This window comes from Hymenobacter sp. UYP22 (assembly GCF_040547285.1).
In the GTDB taxonomy this organism is placed as follows: Bacteria; Bacteroidota; Bacteroidia; order Cytophagales; family Hymenobacteraceae; genus Hymenobacter.
The window spans coordinates 240,908-263,538 of record NZ_JBEPPK010000002.1 but is presented as its reverse complement, the minus strand read 5'-3'; the positions used below and the strand labels follow the sequence as shown (position 1 = coordinate 263,538).

Annotated in this window: 18 protein-coding genes and 2 tRNA genes; 11 read left to right on the top strand and 9 right to left on the bottom strand. The window is 57.8% G+C overall.

Annotated features, from left to right (window positions below; genetic code table 11):
• Positions 1–80: 80 nt before the first annotated feature.
• Complete coding sequence (locus tag ABIB60_RS04520; RefSeq protein WP_354578010.1) at positions 81–506, bottom strand: VOC family protein; 426 nt, start codon at positions 504–506, stop codon at positions 81–83.
• Positions 507–769: 263 nt separating this feature from the next.
• A complete protein-coding gene (locus ABIB60_RS04515) occupies positions 770–1,120 on the bottom strand; it encodes a hypothetical protein (RefSeq protein WP_354578009.1) in 351 nt (116 codons plus the stop codon).
• Between the two features lie 728 nt (positions 1,121–1,848).
• Between ABIB60_RS04515 and ABIB60_RS04510 the strand changes: the two genes are divergently transcribed.
• On the top strand, positions 1,849–2,685 hold the full coding sequence (locus tag ABIB60_RS04510) for an alpha/beta fold hydrolase (protein WP_354578008.1): 837 nt from the start codon (positions 1,849–1,851) through the stop codon (positions 2,683–2,685).
• Between the two features lie 64 nt (positions 2,686–2,749).
• On the opposite strand, the gene ABIB60_RS04505 is transcribed toward ABIB60_RS04510, so the two are convergent.
• Complete coding sequence (locus tag ABIB60_RS04505; RefSeq protein ID WP_354578007.1) at positions 2,750–2,878, bottom strand: hypothetical protein; 129 nt, start codon at positions 2,876–2,878, stop codon at positions 2,750–2,752.
• 990 nt (positions 2,879–3,868) lie between these two features.
• On the opposite strand from ABIB60_RS04505, the gene ABIB60_RS04500 reads away from it, so the two are divergent.
• Both ABIB60_RS04500 and ABIB60_RS04495 read left to right on the top strand, forming a co-directional pair.
• The gene (locus ABIB60_RS04500; RefSeq protein WP_354578006.1) at positions 3,869–5,125 is read left to right on the top strand and encodes an AAA family ATPase; all 1,257 of its coding nucleotides are present in this window, start codon (positions 3,869–3,871) and stop codon (positions 5,123–5,125) included.
• 1 nt (position 5,126) lies between these two features.
• A complete protein-coding gene (locus ABIB60_RS04495; protein ID WP_354578005.1) occupies positions 5,127–5,735 on the top strand; it encodes a DUF4276 family protein in 609 nt (202 codons plus the stop codon).
• Between the two features lie 56 nt (positions 5,736–5,791).
• On the opposite strand, the gene mfd is transcribed toward ABIB60_RS04495, so the two are convergent.
• Positions 5,792–9,310, bottom strand: a complete 3,519-nt coding sequence (mfd, locus tag ABIB60_RS04490; RefSeq protein ID WP_502915100.1) for a transcription-repair coupling factor — start codon at positions 9,308–9,310, stop codon at positions 5,792–5,794.
• A gap of 349 nt (positions 9,311–9,659) precedes the next feature.
• On the opposite strand from mfd, the gene ABIB60_RS04485 reads away from it, so the two are divergent.
• From ABIB60_RS04485 to ABIB60_RS04475, 3 genes are all read left to right on the top strand, one after another.
• Positions 9,660–9,872, top strand: a complete 213-nt coding sequence (locus tag ABIB60_RS04485) for a hypothetical protein (RefSeq protein WP_315997109.1) — start codon at positions 9,660–9,662, stop codon at positions 9,870–9,872.
• 190 nt (positions 9,873–10,062) lie between these two features.
• Complete coding sequence (locus ABIB60_RS04480) at positions 10,063–10,803, top strand: metal-dependent hydrolase (protein WP_354578004.1); 741 nt, start codon at positions 10,063–10,065, stop codon at positions 10,801–10,803.
• Positions 10,804–11,441: 638 nt separating this feature from the next.
• Positions 11,442–12,437 (top strand): NYN domain-containing protein, encoded by a 996-nt coding sequence (locus tag ABIB60_RS04475; RefSeq protein ID WP_354578003.1) that lies wholly within the window; start codon positions 11,442–11,444, stop codon positions 12,435–12,437.
• A gap of 146 nt (positions 12,438–12,583) precedes the next feature.
• Here the strand turns inward: ABIB60_RS04475 and ABIB60_RS04470 are convergent, their stop codons facing one another.
• Positions 12,584–13,054, bottom strand: a complete 471-nt coding sequence (locus tag ABIB60_RS04470; RefSeq protein WP_354578002.1) for a PaaI family thioesterase — start codon at positions 13,052–13,054, stop codon at positions 12,584–12,586.
• Positions 13,055–13,140: 86 nt separating this feature from the next.
• Positions 13,141–13,584: a GNAT family N-acetyltransferase gene (locus ABIB60_RS04465; protein WP_354578001.1), complete on the bottom strand. Its 444-nt coding sequence runs from the start codon at positions 13,582–13,584 to the stop codon at positions 13,141–13,143.
• A gap of 141 nt (positions 13,585–13,725) precedes the next feature.
• Between ABIB60_RS04465 and ABIB60_RS04460 the strand changes: the two genes are divergently transcribed.
• A complete protein-coding gene (locus ABIB60_RS04460; protein WP_354578000.1) occupies positions 13,726–14,217 on the top strand; it encodes a YajQ family cyclic di-GMP-binding protein in 492 nt (163 codons plus the stop codon).
• Positions 14,218–14,317: 100 nt separating this feature from the next.
• Positions 14,318–15,088 carry a TerC family protein gene (locus ABIB60_RS04455; protein WP_354578483.1) on the top strand — a complete coding sequence of 257 codons (771 nt, stop codon included), beginning with the start codon at positions 14,318–14,320 and terminating at the stop codon, positions 15,086–15,088.
• 66 nt (positions 15,089–15,154) lie between these two features.
• Here ABIB60_RS04455 and ABIB60_RS04450 read toward each other — a convergent pair whose 3' ends face one another.
• The 3 genes from ABIB60_RS04450 to ABIB60_RS04440 form a co-directional block, all read right to left on the bottom strand.
• Positions 15,155–15,574 (bottom strand): hypothetical protein, encoded by a 420-nt coding sequence (locus tag ABIB60_RS04450; protein ID WP_354577999.1) that lies wholly within the window; start codon positions 15,572–15,574, stop codon positions 15,155–15,157.
• Between the two features lie 70 nt (positions 15,575–15,644).
• The gene (locus ABIB60_RS04445) at positions 15,645–18,350 is read right to left on the bottom strand and encodes a T9SS-dependent M36 family metallopeptidase (protein WP_354577998.1); all 2,706 of its coding nucleotides are present in this window, start codon (positions 18,348–18,350) and stop codon (positions 15,645–15,647) included.
• 141 nt (positions 18,351–18,491) lie between these two features.
• Entirely contained in the window at positions 18,492–19,052 is a 561-nt protein-coding gene (locus tag ABIB60_RS04440; protein ID WP_354577996.1) for an RNA methyltransferase, read from the bottom strand.
• A gap of 207 nt (positions 19,053–19,259) precedes the next feature.
• Here ABIB60_RS04440 and mutS point away from each other — a divergent pair, with 207 nt between their 5' ends.
• The 3 genes from mutS to ABIB60_RS04425 all read left to right on the top strand — a co-directional run bounded on the left by mutS (position 19,260) and on the right by ABIB60_RS04425 (position 22,514).
• Positions 19,260–21,977 carry a DNA mismatch repair protein MutS gene (gene mutS / locus ABIB60_RS04435; RefSeq protein WP_354578481.1) on the top strand — a complete coding sequence of 906 codons (2,718 nt, stop codon included), beginning with the start codon at positions 19,260–19,262 and terminating at the stop codon, positions 21,975–21,977.
• Positions 21,978–22,213: 236 nt separating this feature from the next.
• A tRNA-Gly gene (locus ABIB60_RS04430) sits at positions 22,214–22,289 on the top strand.
• A gap of 142 nt (positions 22,290–22,431) precedes the next feature.
• Positions 22,432–22,514 (top strand) — tRNA-Leu (locus tag ABIB60_RS04425).
• Positions 22,515–22,631 lie beyond the last annotated feature (117 nt).

Here is a 22,631-nt window from a genome sequence, read left to right as displayed (position 1 = left end):
CCTACCCGTCAGACTGCGTCTGGCTTGGGTAGGGACGTTACAGTATGAAGGTGGCCGCCAGGTACACCGCAGCCCGTTGGTTACTCCTCAGAAGTAGGTTTGTCGTAGTTCAACATCCAGTTGATACCAAACTGGTCGGTGAACATGCCAAACGTAGCGCCCCAGAAGGTATCCTGCAGGGGCATGGTAACGGTGCCGCCCGCCGAGAGCTTCAGAAATTTATCGGCAATTTCCTCGGGCCCGAAGCAGTTGATGGACAATGAAACCGAATTTCCCTGCACAACCGGCTCCATTCCGGTGTCGGAGGCCATCAGCAAGAAGCCATCCGCCTTCAGAGAGGAGTGAAGCACGTTGTGCTCAGCGCCGTCGGGCATGTGCTCGGCGGCCGGAGTACCAGCAAACGTTTGGATCAGCAGCTCGCCCCCCAAACATTCGTGGTAGAACTGCATGGCTGCGCGGCAGGTGCCATTGAAGGTAAGGTAGGGAGTAAGGATGGGGGTGCTCATGGGAATGGAGAAAGAGGTGAGGGGGAGTACCAAAATGCTACCGGCGCATGCGTGGCTGCCGGCTAGCGGCGTAGTTAGCCCGAATTGGCCAGCCTACCGACAGACGAGCAGAGCCAGTTTATGGTAGATGAATTGCGACAAATATTAGTAAATATTTGCACATAATATTAGCAATATATGCTGCTGCCTTTCCTCGAACAAAAAATGGCTGCCCGCTTATAAGCGGGCAGCCATTTGCAGAGCAGAAAATTATTCCGGCTAGCCTAGTAGGTAGAGCCGTTTGAAGAATTCATGTTCTTCGTGCCCCGGGGCTTTTGCATGGATTTGTTCTTCTTGTCCATGCGGTTCGTGTTGCCCGAGCGGTTCACGCGTGTGGAGCTGCTGCTCGATGAGTTGGTAGTTTGATCCGTCATAGTGGCCGTATTTGGTGACGTACCTTTATTGGCCGTGCCCACTGTTCCCCGCGACTCGGCCGCCGATGACTGAGGAGTGGGAGTACCGGTAGTAGTAGTAGTAGTAGTAGTACCGGTACCCGTTGTGGTAGGAGTAGTTTGAGCAGAAGCGGCAGAAATACCGAGCAACAGTGCAGCAGCAGAAGCAAAAAGCAGTTTCATAGCGAGAGGATGAAAAGTGAATGCTGAAAAAATGAAAAAGATTAAAATCCTGCCCTTGTATACGCTGCGTGTCTGCTGGTAGCCGCCAACTTTTCCCGAAAGCCAAAATTATGCATCCACATACAGGAGCTTAGCTGTTCTCTTAGGTAATAGAGTACCCAGCTTCTGTCCCATTTCACTATGCGGCATGTTAGTATATTAAAATAGTTATATTTACTGTAGAGTCCAGGAACACTGGTTGCCCCAGCGTACTGCCTGAAACTAACTAGCAAGGTAACTAAGCGGCTAGGGCGGGATGCCCGCACGTTGGCGTCTTATAAGCCGAAAACTTTACAGATTGGAGAAAGCCAGGAATTGTTCTTGCCAGTAACAGCGTACGGCCTCCTGAAAAAAACCAGTATGGCTTTCCTCTACTGCTGCCAGACCATCAGTACATGCGGTATAAGGAAATAGGCTGGTAATAGGCAATAGAAAGCAAGTGGTTGAATAATAGTGAAATAACTTACAGTAGAGCTGGGCGGGCGGCCGTAAATGCTAGAAGACATACCCCGTGTCCGGTTCTGTCACAGAACAGCAACCCATCAGAATACTTCCGGCACTGATGTGCAGAATCCGGCCCCAAGGTGACTGCCGATAAGTAGGCCGCGTACTACCAAATCGGAGCCTTGTCCTGTTGGCATAGCCGAAATGGAGGTAGGCTATGGTTCAACTGTTTGGTACACGTATTTATGGAACTGCATCATATTCGGCGCGGCAGCGGACGGCCGTTGCTACTCATTCACGGCATTGGGGGCAGCTGGCGCTCCTGGAACCCCATTCTGGCGGAGCTGGCGGCCCACCGTGAGGTAATAGCCGTAGACCTGCCCGGCCACGGCCAAACGCCCCCGCTGCCCGGACCCAACGGCTTCTACGAGCTGGCCGATGCCCTCACCACTTGGCTGCAAGACCACCAGCTCACCGGCATCGACTGTGTGGGCTCCTCCATGGGCGCGCGGCTGGTGCTGGAGCTGGCCCGGCGCGGGGTGGTAGGCGCCGTGGTATCCCTGGACCCCGGCGGGTTCTGGCAAGGGTGGCAAGTGCCGTTTTTCTACTACTCGGTGGCTGGTTCGGTGCGGCTGCTGCGGGCTTTGGAGCCGGCCCTGCCCGCCCTTACCGGCCACGCGGTACCTCGTACGTTGCTGCTGGCCCAGTTTTCGGCTCGGCCCTGGCGCATCCCCGCCGAGGTAGCCCTCACCGAGCTGCGCACGTTTGCCCGCACACCCGTATTCGACGAGCTGCTGCGCAACCTGGCCTACGGACCCCGGCAGCAGGGCGCTCCGGGCGGTAGTATCCGGCACCCGCTGGTAATCGGCTGGGGCCGGCAAGACCGGGTGTGCTTCCCCAGCCAGGCCCGCCGCGCCACCGCCGCTTTTCCGGATGCGGCCCTCTATTGGTTCGACCACTGCGGCCACTTCCCCCACTGGGACCAGCCCGCCGAAACCGTGCAGCTTATCCTGTCTGTCACCAGCCAGCAAGCCAAGGCCCCGGCCACGGCACCGCAGGCCACAGCCACGGCAGCTAACTAACAACAGCATACAATGCCAAAAAGCCAGTTTCTCTCCTGCGTGAAGGAGGGAGCTGGCTTTTTGGCTATCCTCTGGTACCTGTACTTATAACGGCGCTGAGGGCTTTGTTGGTGGCATACACCCCGGCGTGCTGGTCGAGGACGGCGAGGGTGGCCTGCATCATGGTGAGGCTGGCGTGTTGCTTATCAGTCATAAAAGCATACAGGTTAAGTACCTGGGGAAGATAGGCGGCAGGCGGCATCCGCTAAGCTGAACAGGAAATATTTTCGGGCGGGGTGGCAACGGCCGCTGCCGGGCTGACAAGTACCCTTGACGAGGTGGCAAGACCCGCTGCCGAGGTGACAATAGCTAGTGGCGAGGTGACAAGGCCCGCTGACGAGGTGGCAACGCCTGCTGCCCTCATGACAAGAGCCGCTGACCGGGTGACAACGCGTAGTGGCGGAGTGACAAGCCGTGCTGACCGGGTGACAAGAGATAGTGGCGGGGGCGCAACGCCCTCCGCCCGCCGCAGAGACTGGAGCGGCGGCGCGGCTGGTTGTTGTGTGGGGTGGGTACGCTACTTCTAGCTGTTTCGTGCTTGAGTTGGCTGCTGCCAGGTAAGCAGGAATGGCAGGCACCCCAGTATCACCAACCCTGAGCCTACAATACCTAAACGCGTAGCCAGCGGCCACGCCTCAAATGGCCACCGCAGAAAAGCCAAGCCACTTTTGGCAGTATCACTTTCATAGTAGTGTGTCCAGGAGGTGACTATGGCGAGTACAAACAGTGTAACGGGAAGCATCCTACTTTCCCGCCTGTGCCACACCACCAGTGCTGACAGAGCGCAACCAGCTAGGATAGCCAGCAACCATGCATACATGGGGGCTATAATCAGTCCGCCTATATCTTCTATCGTAAAGCCCTGGGGCGAATCCTCCAGTGCCTGTATTCCTCCCTTTTGATACAGGGTTATCATCTCAGCATACGGAACCAACGCCACTTGCTGCGCACCAAGAATGAGTAGAGGTATTGACAGAAAATGCAGGAGCAGTAAGCGCCAGTTGATAGGCCGAAAATGACGAAGCATAGTAACTAGAGTGGCAGGACACAGCCGTAAAAAAAGAGGTGTAGTCAATGGGCCTGGCGAACATACTACTCACATTCTTTCAAACCCACGTATTTTGTAGCCACTACTGCTTTACCCATGCCCGACCTTCCCGCCGCTGCCGGTTTTCCTCGCCTCACTTACCTGCGCATCAAAAACTACCGTGCCCTGCGCGACGTGGAGCTGCGCGACCTGACGCCGCTGACGGTGCTCATCGGCCCCAACGGCAGCGGCAAATCCACGGTACTCGACGCACTGGCGTTTCTGGCCGAAGCGGTGAGCGGCAACCTGCAGCAAGCCTGGGAAAAGCGCAACCGCTTCGCCGGAATGCGGACGCGCGGGCAGGAGGGGCCGATTGAGTTTGAGGTTCAATTATATAGCGGATTAGGATCTATAAGCTATTATCTGATCATAGATGGATATAATGCTAAACTTGACGTTCTAGAAGAAGGCTTCTATCTGCCAGATGGCAGGATATTCGGAGAAGGTAAGTTGTTCAAAACATTCTTATCTCAAAGTGGAAATTCTACAGGTCTTACATCTGAGTTAATCCCCTCAGATTACAACGAGGAAGGCCGAGAAAAACCGTCTGATAATCGACAAATGTACTTGAGCGGTATAGGGACTTCGATGCTAGGATATGCTTTTGCATATAGTCGTAAAATCAGCCCCTATGCACATGCTATCAAAAACTTACTCCAGTCCTACCGTTATGTCCACCTCACTGACGACCACTTAAAGGGCTTTTCCGATGTAGGCCCACAGGAGACGCTGTCGGCTAACGGGGATAACCTGCCCAACGTGCTGTATTACCTGCACATCAAGCACCCGGAGGCGCTGGCCCGCATCAGCGAGCAGCTGCGGCGCTGGGTGCCGGGGCTAGCGGAGGTGGTGATGGAAAGTACCTCCGATGAGCGGCTGCTGCTGCGCTTCCGGGATGCGCCGTTTGAGAAGCCGCTGCCGGCCCAGTACATGTCGGATGGCACGATGCGGCTGGCGGCCCTACTGACGCTGCTATATGAGCCCAACGCCACCGGGCTGCTGGGGATTGAGGAGCCGGAAAACGAGCTGCACCCGCGCCTGCTGCCGCGCCTGGCCGAGGAGTTGAGCAAAGCCACCGAAACGCGGCAGCTGCTGGTGGCTACCCACTCGCCCTTCCTGCTGGATGCTCTGGAACCGAAGCAGGTCTGGATTCTGGACCGGGGCCCGGATGGCTACACCCAGGCCACGCGCACGGCCGATATTCCGCAGGTAAAGGAGCTGGTGGAGGATGGCTCGCCGCTGGGCTACCTCTGGACCAGCAACTTCTTCCGCCTCGGCGACCCGCTGGCTCCTCGCACTTCAGCCGCGCAGTAGTATGCACCTGGAGTTTCTGCTGGAGGAAGAATCGGCTAAGGCCGCACTGGACGCGCTGTTGCCGAAGCTGCTGCCGCAACATGTGACGTGGTGGTGCCATTTCCACCGTGGCAAAACCGACCTGTTTCAGCGGTTGCCCGGCCGGCTAAAAACCTACGCGCGCCAGTTGGCCGCGCAGCCTGATTTACGGGTCATCATTCTAATGGATGCCGATACGGATTGTCGGCGCCGAAAAGCGGAGCTGGAAAAAATAGTGGCCGACGCAGGTCTGCTAACCAAAACTACGGCTACCGCCGGGCAGCCTTTTTACATAATGACCCGGCTGGCCGTGCAGGAATTGGAGGCGTGGTTTTTTGGTGACCGGGAGGCTATTCAGGCGGGGTATCCGCGGGTACGCCCGCAGCATTTCAGCGGCTTGCCCCATGACTCCGACACCATTGCCAACACTTGGGAAAACCTGTTGCGGGTGTTGCAAAAAGGAGGGTACTATCCGCATTTGAGCAAGCTTCCTAAAATTGAAACTGCCGAAACCATTGCCCCGCACCTGGATATAGTGGCTAATAAGTCGCCAAGCTTTCAGTATTTCTGCCAGAGCCTGATCCAGCTATAAAACAAAAAAGCCGCGCCTCCTGAGTGGAGGCGTGGCTTTTTGTTGAAATTGAGAGCTTACACCCCCACCGTTTCCTCACTGCCCAACTCGCTCAGGATGCGTTTGGCGGCTTGGACGTTCTTCACGTCTTCGATGCTGAGGATGAGCTGTTCCTTGCGCTCCTTCATGGAGGCGGAGCGGGGGTGGGTTTGCACGTAGCTGAGGATGTTGCCGAAGGTGTCGCTCTGGAAGTACCGCTCGTTGTTGGCGGCCGGGATGAAGCCTTTCAGCAGGTTCTTCTTCAGCGTCAGCTTCTCAAAGCCCACCTGGCAGGCCTGCCAGCGCAGGCGCACAATGTCGGCCAGCTGCTCCACCTCCTGGGGTAGCGGCCCGAAGCGGTCCACCATGCCGGTGAGCACCTTGCGCAGCTCCTCGGGGCCTTTGGCGCGGTCCAGCTTGCTGTACAGCTGCAGGCGTTCCGATACGCTGCTCACGTACTGGTCGGGGATGAGGATTTGCAGGTCCGTCTCGATGTTGCACTCCTTGGGGCGGCCGGTGCCGGCGGCTTCCTGCAGGCGCTGGGTGGGGTCGCCCAGGAACAGGTCGCGGAACTCGGTTTCCTTGAGCTCCTGCACGGCCTCGTCCAGAATCTGGTGGTAGGTTTCAAAGCCCAGGTCGTTGATGAAGCCCGACTGCTCGCCGCCCAGCAGGTTGCCCGCCCCCCGGATGTCCAGGTCGCGCATGGCCACGTTGAAGCCCGCGCCCAGGTCGGAGAATTCTTCGAGGGTGCTCAGGCGCTTGCGGGCATCACTCGGCAGGCCGGCCACCGGGGGCGTGAGCAGGTAGCAGTAGGCCTTTTTGTTGGAGCGGCCCACCCGGCCCCGCATCTGGTGCAGGTCGCTGAGGCCGTGCATGTGGGCCCGGTTGATGATGATGGTATTGGCGTTGGGAATATCCAGGCCGCTTTCGATGAGGGTAGTGGCCACCAGCACGTCGTAGTCGCCATCCACGAACTTCATCATGCGCTTTTCCAGCAGGTCGCCGTCCATCTGCCCGTGCACGTAGGTCACGCGGGCATCGGGCACCAGGCGCAGAATCATGCTGGCCTGCTCCTCAATGTCCTTCACGCGGTTGTGCACGAAAAACACCTGCCCGCCCCGCTTCAGCTCCCGGGAAATGGCATCCCGAATCAGCAGCTCATCGAACACGTGCAGTTCGGTTTGTACCGGCTGGCGGTTGGGCGGGGGCGTGGCAATTACCGACAGGTCGCGGGCTCCCATGAGGGAGAAGTGCAGGGTGCGCGGAATGGGCGTGGCCGAGAGGGTGAGCGTGTCCACGTTCACCTTTAGCTCCTTGAGCTTGTCCTTGGTTTTTACCCCGAACTTCTGCTCCTCGTCAATAATCAATAATCCTAAATCCTTAAATCCGACATCCTTATTCGTGAGGCGGTGGGTGCCGATGAGAATGTCGGTTTTTCCCTCGGCCACCCGGCCCAGCGTTTCCTTGATTTGCTTGGTGGTTTTGAAGCGGTTCACGTACTCCACCGTCACGGGCAAATCGGCCAGCCGCTCCCGGAAGGTTTTGTAATGCTGCATGGCCAGGATGGTGGTGGGCACCAGAATGGCTACCTGCTTGCCATCGGCCACGGCCTTAAACGCGGCCCGGATGGCTACCTCCGTCTTGCCGAAGCCCACGTCGCCGCACACCAAGCGGTCCATGGGGTGGGGCACTTCCATGTCGCGCTTCACGTCCTCGGTGGCCTTGGCCTGGTCGGGGGTGTCCTCGTAGATAAAGCTGGATTCCAGCTCGGCCTGCATAAAGGAGTCGTGGGCGAAGGCGTGGCCGGGCGCGGTTTTGCGCTTAGCATACAGCCGAATCAGCTCGGCCGCAATGTCCTTCACCTTTTTCTTGACGCTCTTCTTCTTGTTTTCCCACTCCGGCGAGCCCAGCTTGCTCATGGTGGGCGGCGTGCCCTCGGCCCCGCTGTACTTGGCAATCTTGTGCAGGGCGTGGATGCTGACGGTCAGCACGTCGTCGTCGCGGTACACCAGCCGGATGGCCTCCTGCACCCGGTCGTTGATTTCTACCTGCGTAAGGCCCGCAAACCGCGCAATGCCGTAGTCCTGGTGCACCACGTAGTCGCCGGGTACCAGGGTGCGCAGCTCCTTGAGCGTAAGGGCCTTTTTCTTGGAGAACTTGCGGGTTTCCTGAGCCCGGTAGTAGCGCTCAAACAGCTGGTGGTCGGTGTATACTACCAGCTTCAGCGTTTCGTCAATGAACCCCTCGCGCAGGCCCAGCAGCAGGTGCTGAAACTGCACGTTGTTGTCCAGTTCATCGAAGATGGTGCGCAGGCGGTCGGCCTGGCGCACCTGCTCGGCGGCAATCACGTTGGTGTAGCCCTTCTTCTGGTTGTCGTGCAGGTTCTTCACAATGCGGTTGAAGTCCTTGCCGAAGCTCGGCTGGGGCTTGGCGCTGAACTGGAACTCCTCGGCTCCGGCCTTGTAGTGAAACCGTTTGCCGAACTCCACCACCGCAAACCCGTCCAGCAGCTTCTTCAGCGACTTGCCCGATTCAAACAAGTCGTCGGGCTTGCTCACCACCTGCGTGCCGCCCGAGGCCGCCAGCAGCTCCTTAAAGCCGTGCTCGGCCTTGTCGAAGTATTCGTCCACTACGTCCAGGGTCTGGCGCACGTCCTTGGCCCAGATGGCGGTGTTCTGCGGAATGAAGTCCAGAAACGCTTCGCGTGTTTCTTGGAGCAACTTGGTCTGCACGTTCGGGATGATGCTCACCTGCTGGCGCTTCTCCACCGAGAGCTGACTCTCCGGGTCAAACGTGCGAATCGTCTCCACCTCATCCCCGAACAGTTCAATGCGGTAGGGCAGCTCGTTGGCGTAGCTGAAAATGTCCACGATACCGCCACGCACAGCAAACTGACCGGCCTCGTACACAAAGTCGCTCCGCTCGAAGTCGTACTCCGCCAGCATGTCGCTCACGAAGTTCACGTCCAACTTGTCGCCCACCTTCACCAGGAAGGTGTTGGCCACCAGGCTCTTCTTGTTGATAACCTTCTCGAACAGGGCCTCCGGATACGTCACAATAAGCGCCCCGGCCGTTTCCTTCACGCTGGCTTTGCTGCCTTTTTTGCTCTTGCCCGCGTCGTCGCCCTCGGGTTCGGCGGGCACGTCGGCGGCTTTGGGGCCCCGGTGGCTGTTGAGCTTGTTGAGCACCTCGGCCCGCATCAGCACGTTGGCGTTTTCCGTCTCGTCGAAGGAGTAGGGCCGCTTGTAAGAAGTCGGGAACAGCAGCGGCTCCTCCTCGGGTATCAGGTGCTGCAAGTCGGCCAGGAAGAAGCCCGCCTCGTCCCGGTCGTGCAGCACAAACAAGTGGTGCTGGTCCGGAAACTCCTGGTGCAACGCGGCGGCCAGCACCGCATCCTGGCTCCCGATGAGGCCGCGCAAATGCAGGCGCACGGGTGCTGCGTCGGCGGCTTTAGCGGCCCCGCGTAGGCTGTGTTGCGTGGCCGGGTTCAGGCGGGCGCCTACTGTCAGGGTAGTGGGGTCGAGGGCGTAGAGCTTGAGAAAATCGGTGACCTTCAAAACAAGTATCGGCTAGGAGAGGAGGCAAAGGTAGAAGCCCGACCGAATGAACATCCGGTCGGGCAATAGGCAGTAACGCGGATTGTGCGGATTTTTGGATTGCGCGGATTTTGGTCAATCCTGAATGCGGTTACTACAATCAGCTACTGTCGATTTGTAGCTGACCAAAAACCATCATCTATCAACAAAACCGAGCATCCAAAATCCGCGCAATCCAAAAATCCGCATAATCCGCGCTATTCAATACCACACCCACGCCCCGAAAGTTTCCGACACTTTTCAGCGGCGCTGCCGTATCTTCCCATCCCCACCCGCGCTAGTTCCTGTCTTTTCCGGCTTTGCCTTGCTCATGACTACTTCCGCGACCAATCCTTCCCCCGATGAGTGGGATGATCTGCTCAATCACCTGCGCCACGTTCGGGAGCAAGTGCAACAACATGGCCCCCTGCCCGACCATGAAAAGGCCGAGGCCACTGATGCTTTTCGGCGGGGCCTGGCCTTGCTGGAAGGGCAGGTGCACGATATTCAGGGCAATCTGAAAGGCAGCTCCGGCAAGTGGTAACCCAGGTTGCGCTGACGGCAGGGTAGTTGAACGTCATTGTAAGTCTCGCCAGGCAGGACGTTCTATACGAATAACAAAATTTCATTGCGCCTTACGCTACCTAACTGCCGAAGAATTTACGCGGGTTACTATCCGGTATTGTTGCCGCCGCTGGTATCTTCGTTGCGTCTGTTTTTTACCTCTGTCGTTAGTGCGCGGTTCTTCTCATTTGGCCATTGGCCTGATTACCGGCGTAGCCGTGGCCGGGCTGGTGCCGGGCATTCCCTTTTCACCAGCTGGTATTGCCCTGGCCGGTTTTTCCTCCCTGGCTCCCGATCTTGACCACCCCGGCTCCCGCCTCAGCAAACGGCTCGGCTTTGCTCAGAATTACGTGCGCTGGGCCTTCATCGTAGTTGCGGCTGGCCTGGCGCTGTACACCCACTTCCAGTTGCCCCTGGGTCCCGACCGACGCATGGGTTTCACGGCGGCGCTGGCGTTTGGCCTGATTGGAGCAGCCCTGCAGGGCGACTCTACTCGCAAGCTGGCCCTTCTGTTTACTGGTCTGTGCACGGTGGTTGCGGGGTTATACACGGGGTTTGTGTGGCTGAGTATGTTGGGCCTGTTCGTGTCGGTGGCACCGTTTACCAGTCACCGCTCCTGGACGCACACCATTTGGGCCGCCGGCCTCTGGACTTACATTGGGCACCTTGCCAACCAGAGCCTGGGCTGGCACGGCGTGGCCCTGTTTGCTGGCGGCGGCTACGCGTCGCACCTCCTGGCCGATACGCTCACCAAAGCCGGCGTGAAGTGGTTTCGTCCCCTCACCGATGTCTGCCTGAAAATTCCCCTGATTCGGACCGGTTCCAAGAGTGGCAACTTACTGGAGGTAGCTATTTGTATCGGGTACGCGCTATTGGTAGTAGGAATCTGGCTGGGTAGGCTCAAATTTTAGATCTTTTCTAAAAAAGTCCATAAGTTGTACCTTTGCCGGGCCACCTACAAGGGTTATCTGTGTCCTTTGGTCTACGGATGTGTTGCATTGGGCTGTTGAATTCCTTGTTCGGACGAATACTTTCTATTCAGAATATAGTAGCCTATACATTTGAATAGCCGCTGTAGCTGGAAAGTAATCGGTTTTGGATTTTAACAGGAAGCTACTCTACGTGCGGCGCTATTGGCTTTGCTGTCAATAGCGCGAGTGAGTTAGATAAATCTCATGTAGATTGTATTCTGTTAATTTAGAGATTAAGAATAGATTTTGTTTAATATTGTAGGAATAAATGGATATGCTTATGCCCAAATAAATTGGATAATTAGCTCATTCAGAGCCCAAAATCAGCCTTCTTCATCCACGGCTCACCTGCAGATGTGTATTTGCGGCCTAAAACAGCCCAACGCGTTTTTCGCTTCGGTGCCTGTTCTCTCCCGAATCTGCTGCTTACTTTTGCCACTGGATTATTAGTATACTGCAAGCCTGCCAACGACTACCTTTGACGGGCCTCCGGATGCAACCGGACCGTACCGACCTCGCTTACCCGCTCTTACTCACACACACCTTTTTGCGCTCAAACCGTTTCTTGTATGAACCAGATGAATAGCCCTCTGATCAGGATCGGCGTCTTCTACGACGGCAATTATTTCCTGAAAATCAGTGATTACTACTACTTCCAGCATGATCGTAAGGCCCGTATCAGTTTGGAAGGCCTCCATGAATTTATCCGTCATCAGGTAGCTGAGGAGGAAGACGTAGATGTACGTCTGAGCCAGATTATTGACGCCCATTTTTTCCGTGGCCGCCTCTCCGCAACGGAAGCCCGCGATAAGGACCGCCTGTTTCATGACCGCCTGCTGGATGATATCCTGATGAACATGGGTATCCAGACGCACTACATGCCCCTGAAAACCCGTGATGGTCGTTTGCAGGAAAAAGGCATTGACGTGTGGCTGTCCCTGGAGGCCCTGGAATTAGCCATCCACAAGAGCTTTGACGTGGTGGTGCTGATTGCCGGCGACTCCGACTACGCGCCCCTGATCAAGAAGCTGAACACCGTGGGTACCCGCGTGATGCTCCTGAACTGGGACTTCAAATACACCGATTTCAAGGGCGAAAACCGCGTTACCCGCGCTTCGCAGCAGCTGTTGGATCAGGCCACCTACCCAATTCAGATGCACGAAATCATTGACCAGGGCCTGAGCACCGGCGACGAGCTGGTAGAAACCATGTTCGTGAACACGCCCGAGCCAGTAGCGTATCCGGCCGTGAAGCCGGTGCGCCCCACGGGCCCCACGGCAGCCGGGCCGGTTGGTACGATAGGCATCAGCACCATCAAAAACCTGAAAAACGGCTTTGGCTTTGTGGTGATGCCTCCCAATAACCTCTTCTTCAGCTACGCCGATATGGCGGAGGGTGACTTCAATGAGCTGCGGGAAGGCGACTGGGTAGAGTTTACCGTGGGCCGCAACCACCGCGACGAAGATTGTGCCCGCAACGTGCGCAAAGTGGAAGCCCCCGAGATAGACGAAAACGACGAGTACGACCACGACCACCACGAACACGAGTCGGCCAGCTCACCCGAACGACTATAACCTAGAAGGTTCGGTACGTTGAAAAGCCGCCGGGAGCCCATTACATAGGGCTTTCGGCGGCTTTTTGCTGGAGAAAAGAGTAGCGCCCCAACTACTTGACTGGCATTGACCATGCTCCTTACCTTGACTGAATACGCACTGCTCCTCTACTCCGGAGAAACCAGTAAATCATGGAAGTCTCGCTTGGTGGCGGGGTAGCGGTTGAACGTGCCCATGCCGCGGGCTACTACCAGGTTGTTGCGCGTGGGGCAGGTAATGGTGGCGCTGCTAACCACTAGGGTTTTGCCGCTGTGTTCTACCACGCCGTGGGCCACTAGCTGGTCGTTCAAGCGCACAGGGTGCAGGTAGTTGATTTTAAATTCCACCGTAGAAACCAACTCGCCGGCCGTAAATGCCAGGGAAAGCGCCGCTGCCCCCAGGGCCGAATCCATGAGGCCGGCCAGCACGCCCCCGTGGCACGTGCCGGGGGAGGAGAGGTGCTCGTTGCGGATGGTCATGGTATAGCGCACGTCGCCGGGCTGATTGAGCACCAACTCCATCCCGTTGGCCTGCCCGTAGTGATTAATGCGGTTATACACGGCTATGAGCGTTGCCGCGTCAAGTGAAGTAGGTTGCATGAGGTAAGCAGGCGAGGAAGTGGGAGGGTTGGAAAAGTAGCAACTTTCAGCCACACCGCTGGTGGTGTACACCGCGGGCTGCGGCCCTACGGAGTTAACTCTTTGCGCATCAGAAAATGCGGAATACTCCCGAACAGCGTGTGCGAGGGCGCTACCACGGCGTACCCAAGCCGCTCGTAAAACGGAACGGCTGCCTCCCGGGCCTGCAACACCAGCTCCCGCAGGCCCTGCGCTGCCGCTGCTGCTTCCAGAAACTCCAGCACCTGCCGGCCAATGCCTTGGCCCTGCCACGCCGGATGCACGGCCATAAACCGCAGTTGCCCCTGGGCCGGCCCGCTGGGGTGCAGGCGGCCCACGCCCGCCGCGTAGCCCTCAGGAGCCAGCAGAAGCGCATGGGTGGTGCTGGCGGCCAAGTCGTCGTCGGCACGTTCCGAGCCTTCGGGCTGCTGCCAGGGCTGGCGGAGTACCTCGTAGCGCAGGCGGTAGTAGGCGGCCCACTCGGCGGGCGTATGGGGGGCGGTAATGGTCATGGCGGCAGAAATGCAGGGTAGGTGAAACCTGGGAGAGGGTGGCTGGGTATGCTGGTATTTTAGGCCGCAGCCTACGGAGCGCAGAGCGCCTCACTATCTTTGGCCGTTGTCCTGATTTTCTCCTCTCTCAGCCCATTTCCCATGGCATCTTTTGACATCGTTAGCAAAGTAGATCCGCAAACTCTCGAAAATGCGGTAAATACAGCCAAAAAAGAACTGCAAACCCGCTACGACCTGCGCGACACCAAAGGTGGCATTGAGTTGGACAAGAAAGCCAACGTCATCACGCTGACTTCGGAAAACTCTATGCGCGTGCAGGCTTTGGAAAATATCCTGCTCACCCGTATTGTGAAGCAGGGCATCGATGGCACGGCGCTGGACTTCTCGGCGGAGGAGCAGCCCAACGGGGCGTTGGTGAAGAAAGTAGTGAAAGTACGCGCCGGCGTAGACAAGGAGGCAGGTCGCAAAATCATTAAGGCTATCAAAGATGCCAAAGTGAAGGTGGAAGCCCAAATGCAGGACGACCAGGTGCGCGTGACGGCCAAGAAGATAGATGAGCTGCAGGCGGCCATTGCGGCGGTGCGCCAGGCCAGTATTGGCCAGCCCTTGCAATTCATCAATATGAAGTCATAGCCAACCCACCCGCTGGTGATGGGCACCCTCTGGTGGCCCGTCGTTGCACCAGGTTGGTTTCTTGCCATATTGCGTGCTCCCTCATCTCATCTTCTCCCCCATGCACTTCGATTTTTCAGTTTTTTCTGACCCCCAAACCTGGGTAAGCCTGCTCACGCTTACGTTCATGGAAATTGTGCTGGGGATTGACAATATCATCTTCATCTCCATTATTGTAAACCGCCTCCCCCGCGACATGCAGAAGCGGGGCCGCAGCATTGGCCTGCTGCTGGCGCTGCTGTGCCGGATCGGGCTGCTGATGAGTATTAGCTGGATTGTGGGCCTGAAGGCGCCGCTGTTTCAGCTGGATATTCCTTGGGCCGACCACGACTTTGGCGTAACGGGCCGCGACCTGATTCTGCTGGCCGGGGGCTTGTTCCTGATTGCCAAGAGCACCACCGAAATACACACCAAGCTGCAGGGCGAGGAAGAGCACGAGGAAGGCGGCAAAGGCGGCGCTTCTTTCGGGAGCGTCATCTTCCAGATTATCCTCATTGACATCGTGTTTAGCTTCGACTCCATTCTGACGGCCGTGGGCCTGGTGGATAACGTGCTGATTATGATTCTGGCCGTAATTCTTTCGATGGGCGTAATGCTGGTCTTCTCGGGTGTGGTAGCCGATTTTGTGAACAAGAACCCCACCATCAAAATGCTGGCCTTGTCCTTCCTGATTATGATTGGGGTGATGCTGGTGATGGAAGCCTTCCACAAGGAAATTGAGAAAGGCTACATCTACTTCGCCATGTTCTTCTCCCTGATTGTGGAGGTGTTAAACATGCGTTTGCGCAAGAAAGCCGCCCCCGTACACCTGCGCGACTCCCAGTACGACTAGGTTATAAGATTGCCATTCCGCAAAAAAGGCCCGCAGCAACTGCGGGCCTTTTTTGTGATTTATGTTCTACTCAGCTACCAGTACTGCCACGGCACCGGCCTGGTCCTGCACCCGGCGGGTAGCTAGTTCCAGCAAACGCCGGTTTAGTTCAGAACGATGGAGGCCATATTCTGCCCATTCGGGGAGGGTAAACAGGCCCGTTACCAGCCCAATTATGGTGTAGCGTAGCTTCGTATTACGCGTCAGCAGCTCCGCCAGTAGGCGCTGCTGTTCCACGGCTGAGGCAGTTGCCAGCGGAATATGATGGTCCTGTACGAAACCAGCCACTACTCGCAGCAACACATCATTCTGGAGTTTCAGCACGGGCCGCAGGGTGCTGTGCAGGAAGCGGGCCGCCGTAGTGTCATCAGCGCTGAGGGTAGCGGCTACTGCGGGGCGTAGAGCCAGCAAGGCATCATTGGGGCGCGGAAAGTCAGGTGCAGGCATGAGGGCTACATAAAAAAGAACCGCCCGGCAGCTTGCCGGGCGGTTCTTATACGGGCAAGTGTCCGCCGGATTAGTGGCGCACTACTACTTTTTTGGTGATGATGCCTTCCGAGGTGGTCAGGCGCACGAGGTAGATGCCACCGGCTACTTTGCTGGTGTTTACCACCACGCCCTCCTGCTGGAGACGGGCGGCGGCAACCGTTTGCGTGCTCACGCGCTGGCCCAGCAACGACACCAGCTCTACCTGTACCGGAGCTTTGCTGCCTACCTGCGTGCGTACCATCAGCTGGTCGGTGGCAGGGTTGGGGTACACTTCCAGCAGCTGCTCATTGAGCTGCTTGGTGCTCAGGATAGAAGTGGGCAGGTCGAAAGCGGCCTTCTGGTCGCTCAGGACGTTGCTGCTGCCTTGTACGGCGCTGGCACCCATGCCCCGGCGGGCGAATACCTGCCAGATCAGGGCAGCGTTGGCGGCCTTGTTGTTGATGGAATCCGCCTTCAGAATGGCGTTACGGCCGTCCAGGAAACCAGGGTTGCAAGGTTGCAGTTTGCAGCCATCCAGCACCAGACGCAGGGCAATGTTGTTGCCGCCGGTGTTGGCGTTCAGGTCCGTGTTGTAGCCGTACTTGCCAATCAGGGCCCAGTTCAAATCCCACAGCGTGGTAGCCCAGATATAGCCAATGCTGTGGACGTACACGCGGGTCTGGCCACTGGCATCCACATAGGTGTTGTAGTTGACGTTGGCTACCGTCTTACCCACGTAATCATAGGTAGCCGGGTTGATTTGCATGTTGGTGCTGTACTGCGTAGGGCGGATGCCCAAGCCGGTAGTGGGCTCAAAGGAAGCGTACGTACCGATGCCGCGGCCGGTAGTACCCACGTCGCCGGGCTTAGTGGTCATCCACAGCGCGAAGAAGTCGCTCCAGCCTTCGCCCATCTGCTCGGCGCTGCTCAGGCAGTTGGCGTTGGCGGGGCCGCCGGTGAGGCGGCTGGAAATGCCGTGCCCGTACTCGTGAGCTACGATGCCGTTATCAAAATCACCGTCGCGGTAATAAGTAACCGGCGGAGAAACAGTTAGGTTAACCGGATTGCCGGCCTGCAGGCTGGCTTTGATGCGGTTACCGTCGGCCTGCGAAATCATAACGGCCGGAATCCGGATGCCGGTGGTATCACCCGTGAAGGCGAAGGGAATCTGGTTGCCGTTGTTGTTGATGACAATAGCCATTTTAGCCCCGGCGGCCTGGGCCTGCTGTACCTTAATGGTGAAGGCGCAGGTACCCCGGTCGATAAGAGCAATATTGCCAGCTACTGCGGCGGCATTGGTGTAGGCAGAGCAGCCCAGGTTAGGCGTGGTGGTCCCGTCATTGGCCAGTACCAAGGTACCGCTTACCGGCCCCGTGCGCGACAGACGCCGGGTAAACGTAGCCTCAACGGATTCAATGTTGCCAGCGAGGCTAGCAGGGGCTGTAATCGTCACCGGGGCCACCGACCGATCCCACAAATACATCTGCATCCGGGGGCGCATGCCGTCCACAGGAGTCTGGAAGTTGGCGTTGTTCAGGCTGACCGTGGAGGAGGTGGAAGCGTCCTGGGCTTCGGCCAACACGTTGTCGTTGCCGAGGCCGGTGCCGGAGTAGTTCTTCACCTGGAAGTTGCCGCTCACTTCGTCGAAACCCTTGCGGGCCATTACGTCGTGCATCAGGTTGTTCCAGTAGAACAGGTTAACTACGGCTGCGTTCAGGTTGCTCACGGCCGGAGCAGGTAGGCTGGCGTCGAAGGGGAAGTCGAACTCCAGATTGGCACCGCCATCGGGGCTCACGTTGGTACCAGCAGTGTACGTGTTGGTGTTCCTCCGGTCGTCGTAGGCGTGTACGTTGTTGCCCCGGGTAATTGTGTACTCGGGGCCGGCTACGCCGTCGGTGTCATGCCAGCCAAAGGGGGAGGTAACAGCATCGGCGGGGTTGGTAACCACCTGGCGGGCACCGTGCGAAGGACTTTCTACCGTAATCGGCCACACGTTGTAGCTGTTGGGAGCGGCCGGCTTGTTAGCAGTAGTGGGAGCAGCCGGCAGCGCGGCGGCCGAAGCAGCCATGGCCAGAGGGCGTGCCAGCGAGGAAATGCTGAAGCTCTCGGAAATGGTGTAATCGGTTTTATCAAGCAGCGCACCCGAAGAGGCATCTACGCGCACGTTCCAGTAATGCTCCCCATTGAGCGGAGCCAGCGTTACGTCCCAGGCCAGCTGCAGCGTACCGCTAGCCAAGGGCTGGTACATCAGCTTCACCGGAATTTTATCCAGCGAGATACCGCCGTCGTTGAACTCCATGCCTTCGGCGGCCGAGCCGGCCTTCTGCAGGCTGAGGCCACGCGGAGCACTCATGCCCAAGGCCTTGGCTGCCGCCGCTACGGCCTGCTCCGCCGTAAGCGAAGGGGCAGCGTTGCGGGCCTGGGTGGCGGCGTTGGGCAGGAAGCTGCTGTGCAGGTCGGCTACTTTGCCGCTCTGGCTCAGGTGCACGTCGGCCACGGCCCCGTACACTTCTATGCCCTGCACGCGCTGCCGCAGGTATACGTGCGTAACGCCATTGCTCTTATCCGTGTACTGGCTGGTCACGGCCGCGTCGGTGAGGTCGGCAGTCTTGAGGCCCAGTTTAGCCTGGCGGGCTTTCAGCGCCCCGAGGGCCTGGTCGAGAGGGGCATTCTGCGCGGTGGCTAAGCCGGGTAGCGCCAGCGCCGTGGCCAGCCCAAGCGTCCGCAGAAAGGGAAGTGTAAAAGTTGATTTCATCAATCGTGCGTAGTAGTTAGTAGTAGGAACGCCCAGTGCCAAAACGGGCCGCTCAGTAAGGCGGCCCGTTCAAATTTACACAACAATTGGCTGATTTTTCACTGAATTCATCAACAAATTGCAGAAATAACCAGCAATTTATTATTGCGTGTTCGGCGCGTGAGGAGGAGTAATGGGCTGCTGAGCCTGCACGAAATGCCATAGCACCACACCGGCCGCTACGCTCACATTAAGGCTGTGCTTGGTACCGAACTGCGGAATTTCCACGGCAGCATCGCAGAAGGCCAGCACTTCATCCTCCACTCCAAATACCTCGTTGCCCATTACCAGCGCGTAGGGCTGGCCGGGCGTAACGGTAAACGTGGGTAAGGGTACGCTGCCGGTAGTTTGCTCCACGGCTATTAGCTGGTAGCCCGCTGCCTTCAGCTGCTGCAAGGCCTCCAACGTCGTGGGCGCGTATTCCCAAGCTACCGACTCGGTGGAGCCCAACGCCGTTTTGGTAATTTCGCGCTGGGGTGGGCGCCCGGTAATGCCGCAGAGCCACACTTTTTCTACAGCAAAGGCATCACAGGTGCGGAAAGCCGCCCCCACGTTGTGCAGGCTCCGCACATTGTCGAGCACTAGGGTGAGGGGGAATTTTCGCGTATTTTTGAAGTCTGCCACCGTCAGCCGGTTCAGCTCTTCCATCGAAAGTTTGCGCATACCGGCAAAGGTAGGAACACCGGCGCGCCTGCGTGGCGTTGCTGACGGCAGAACCTCCTGCTTCCGGCCTCTCTTACTTCTATACTAGCCCGGCTGCCCTTTCCTGAATCCCCGCTTTCCGTGAGAACCAAATCCGCCGACTCTACCAAAAAGCCTATCCGCACGCACGGTTCCCTGGGCCCCGCGCCCGTAGCCGATACGCCCCTGATGCAGCAGTATTACCAGCTGAAGCAGACGTACCCCGGCGCGGTGCTGCTGTTCCGGGTAGGCGACTTTTACGAAACCTTCGGGGAGGATGCCGTCACGGCCTCCCGCATCCTCGATATCACCCTTACCAAGCGCGGGGCCGGTACCGCCTCCGAAACGCCCCTGGCCGGTTTCCCCCACCACGCCCTCGATAACTACCTGCCCAAGCTGGTGCGGGCCGGGCAGCGCGTGGCCATCTGCGACCAGCTCGAAGATCCCAAACAGGCCAAGGGCCTTGTGAAGCGGGGCGTAACGGAGCTGGTAACGCCCGGCGTAAGCCTGCACGACAACGTGCTGGAGCGCAAGAGCAACAACTACCTTTGCGCCGTGCATCTGGGCAAGCAGGAGGCCGGTATTTCGTTTCTGGATATCAGCACCGGCGAGTTTCTGGTGGCCCAGGGTACCATTGAATACCTGGGTAAGCTGCTCCAGAACTTCCAGCCGGCCGAGGTGCTGTTCTGCAAGAAAAGCCGCCGCGACTTTGAGGAAAATTTCGGGCCCGACTACTGCCACTTCGCGCTGGAAGAATGGGTGTTCGGCTTTGACTACGGCTACGACCTGCTCACCCGCCACTTCAATACCACTTCGCTCAAAGGTTTCGGCATTGATGGACTGCGTGAAGGCATTACGGCCGCCGGCTGTATCCTGCACTACCTGGCCGAAACCAAGCACACCGACGTGGGGCACATTGGCAGCATCGGGCGGCTGGAAGAGGATAAGTACGTGTGGCTCGACCGGTTTACAGTGCGTAACCTCGAACTCGTGCAGCCCCAGCACCCCGGCGGCGTGCCCCTTATCGACATCCTCGACCAGACGGTAACGCCCATGGGAGCCCGGCTGCTGCGTAAGTGGGTGGTGCTGCCCCTGAAGGAGCCCGCCCAAATTCAGCGCCGCCTCGATACGGTAGAGGCCCTGCTGCAAACCCCCGAGCTGCTGGAGAACCTGCTCCAGCACCTGCGCCAAATCGGAGACCTGGAGCGGCTGATTTCCAAAGTAGCCGTGCGCCGCATTAACCCGCGCGAGCTGCTGCAACTGGCCCGGGCTTTGGAGGCCATTGGCCCCATCCGGGAGCAACTGGCCGCCTCGGGCATTCGGGCCCTGCAAAAGCTAGCCGACCAACTCAACCCCTGCGCCGCCCTGCGCGACGAAATCCAAACCAAAATTCGCCCCGATGCTCCTATCCTCACCAACCAGGGTGGGGTACTGAACGATGGGGTGGACAAAGAGCTGGATGAGCTGCGCCAGATGGCCTTTTCGGGCAAGGATTACCTGTTCCAACTCCAGCAGCGGGCCATCCAGGAAACCGGTATTTCGTCGCTGAAGGTGGCCTATAATAAGGTATTCGGCTACTACCTTGAGGTAACCAACGCCCACAAGGACAAGGTACCCACCACCTGGATTCGCAAGCAGACATTAGTGAATGCGGAGCGCTACATCACGGAGGAGCTGAAGGTGTACGAGGAGAAAATTCTGCACGCCGAGGAACGCCTGTTTGTCATCGAGCAGAAAATCTACACCGACCTCGTGCTGTTTGCCGCCGAGTATGTGGCTCAGATTCAGCAGAACGCCCGCGCCATTGGGGTAGCCGACTGCCTGGCCTCCTTTGCCGCCACCGCCCGCCAGCACCGCTACGTAAAGCCGGTGGTGGACGAGTCGACCAATCTCGACATCAAGGCCGGCCGCCACCCCGTGATTGAGCGCCAGCTACCCCCCGGCGAGCAGTACATTCCCAACGATATCTGCCTCAACCAGGACGAGCAGCAGATTGTGGTGATTACCGGCCCCAACATGGCAGGTAAATCGGCCCTGCTGCGCCAAACCGCCCTGATTGTGCTGCTGGCCCAAATCGGCTCCTTCGTGCCCGCCGATGCGGCCCATGTGGGCGTCATCGACAAAATATTCACCCGCGTAGGTGCCTCCGACAACCTGAGTAAGGGCGAAAGTACCTTTATGGTGGAGATGACCGAAACCGCCTCCATCCTCAACAACCTCTCCGACCGGAGCCTAGTGCTGATGGATGAAATCGGGCGCGGCACCAGCACCTACGATGGTATCAGCATTGCCTGGGCCATTGTGGAGCACCTGCACAACTCGCCCAAGGCCCGGGCCAAAACCCTCTTCGCCACCCACTACCACGAGCTCAACCAGCTGGCCGACGACTGCCCCCGAGTACGCAACTATAATGTGGCCGTGAAAGAGGCCGACGGCCGCATCCTGTTCCTGCGCAAGCTGCGGGAAGGCGGCTCCGAGCACAGTTTCGGCATTCACGTAGCCCGCATGGCCGGTATGCCCACCTCCGTAGTGCTGCGCGCCAACGAAATTATGCACCATTTGGAACAGGAGCGCACCTCCGCCGGTATGGAAACAGGCCAGCCCACCGAGTTTGATGAGGTTTTGGCGGGATTGGATGAGCTAGGCTCCGGTGGCAAAGTAGTGCCCTTTAACAGTCAGGCTCCTGCAATGCGCGCTGAAGCTGCCACCAAAGGTCCCAGAGCGCAACCCACCGCGGCTGTGCACAATGCCCCCCGGCCTAGTGTGCAGCTTAGCATGTTTGAGCCCACCGACCCGGCTTTGGAAAAGGTGCGCGAGCTGCTGGAACGTCTCGATGTGAACACGCTTACCCCCATTGAAGCCCTGCTGAAGCTGAACGAGTTGAAGCTGGCCGTCGGCGGAAAGTAGATTTCCTCGCAGTTTACTCGTCTTCTCGCCCGGCATCATGCCGGACGAAATACACTTAAGATCAGTCTATAGATTGTAAACAGCTGATTTTTATTGAAATTTTTCTCCCTGAAAATCAGCTGACAAAGTGTTATGGCGTTACTTTTAGCTGCTTTTTTTACAGCGTGCTCTTGACTTCAAAAATTCCTGTACTACCTTTGTCACATCAAAACGCCACTACGGCGCCAAGATCAAAAGCGAGAGTAGCTCAGTTGGTAGAGCGCGACCTTGCCAAGGTCGAGGTCGCGAGTTCGAACCTCGTCTCCCGCTCCAAAGAAAAGACCCTGCCGAAACGCAGGGTCTTTTGCTTTATGGTAAGTCGCTTTTCGCATAGCTGCCCTAGAAAAGGGCCGCATATGCAGTCGGGGTTTGCCGAATTTGCCGTTACTTTGTTGCGGTAGCCAATACCAGTATTGCCAGAGTGGTGTAATGGTAGCCACGAGGGACTTAAAATCCCTTGTCTTCACGGACGTACGGGTTCGAGTCCCGTCTCTGGTACACATAGAAAAGCCCGTGCAACAATTGCACGGGCTTTTCTATGTGCTTAAATTCCTGGCATCGACTAGCTACTTATCATGAAGCAGCTTTGCTAAGAAAGAATTCGGAATTACTGGC

Bases quoted from the DNA above. Each gene is read 5' to 3' on its own strand.
- ABIB60_RS04450 (WP_354577999.1), bottom strand. From the start codon at position 15,574: ATGCCTGCACCTGACTTTCCGCGCCCCAATGATGCCTTGCTGGCTCTA.
- ABIB60_RS04460 (WP_354578000.1), top strand. From the start codon at position 13,726: ATGGCATCTTTTGACATCGTTAGCAAAGTAGATCCGCAAACTCTCGAA.
- ABIB60_RS04465 (WP_354578001.1), bottom strand. From the start codon at position 13,584: ATGACCATTACCGCCCCCCATACGCCCGCCGAGTGGGCCGCCTACTAC.
- ABIB60_RS04470 (WP_354578002.1), bottom strand. From the start codon at position 13,054: ATGCAACCTACTTCACTTGACGCGGCAACGCTCATAGCCGTGTATAAC.
- ABIB60_RS04440 (WP_354577996.1), bottom strand. From the start codon at position 19,052: ATGCGCAAACTTTCGATGGAAGAGCTGAACCGGCTGACGGTGGCAGAC.
- ABIB60_RS04510 (WP_354578008.1), top strand. From the start codon at position 1,849: ATGGAACTGCATCATATTCGGCGCGGCAGCGGACGGCCGTTGCTACTC.
- ABIB60_RS04495 (WP_354578005.1), top strand. From the start codon at position 5,127: ATGCACCTGGAGTTTCTGCTGGAGGAAGAATCGGCTAAGGCCGCACTG.
- ABIB60_RS04445 (WP_354577998.1), bottom strand. From the start codon at position 18,350: ATGAAATCAACTTTTACACTTCCCTTTCTGCGGACGCTTGGGCTGGCC.
- mutS (WP_354578481.1), top strand. From the start codon at position 19,260: ATGCAGCAGTATTACCAGCTGAAGCAGACGTACCCCGGCGCGGTGCTG.
- ABIB60_RS04455 (WP_354578483.1), top strand. From the start codon at position 14,318: ATGCACTTCGATTTTTCAGTTTTTTCTGACCCCCAAACCTGGGTAAGC.
- ABIB60_RS04475 (WP_354578003.1), top strand. From the start codon at position 11,442: ATGAATAGCCCTCTGATCAGGATCGGCGTCTTCTACGACGGCAATTAT.
- ABIB60_RS04505 (WP_354578007.1), bottom strand. From the start codon at position 2,878: ATGACTGATAAGCAACACGCCAGCCTCACCATGATGCAGGCCACCCTC.
- ABIB60_RS04520 (WP_354578010.1), bottom strand. From the start codon at position 506: ATGAGCACCCCCATCCTTACTCCCTACCTTACCTTCAATGGCACCTGC.
- ABIB60_RS04485 (WP_315997109.1), top strand. From the start codon at position 9,660: ATGACTACTTCCGCGACCAATCCTTCCCCCGATGAGTGGGATGATCTG.
- ABIB60_RS04515 (WP_354578009.1), bottom strand. From the start codon at position 1,120: ATGAAACTGCTTTTTGCTTCTGCTGCTGCACTGTTGCTCGGTATTTCT.
- ABIB60_RS04500 (WP_354578006.1), top strand. From the start codon at position 3,869: ATGCCCGACCTTCCCGCCGCTGCCGGTTTTCCTCGCCTCACTTACCTG.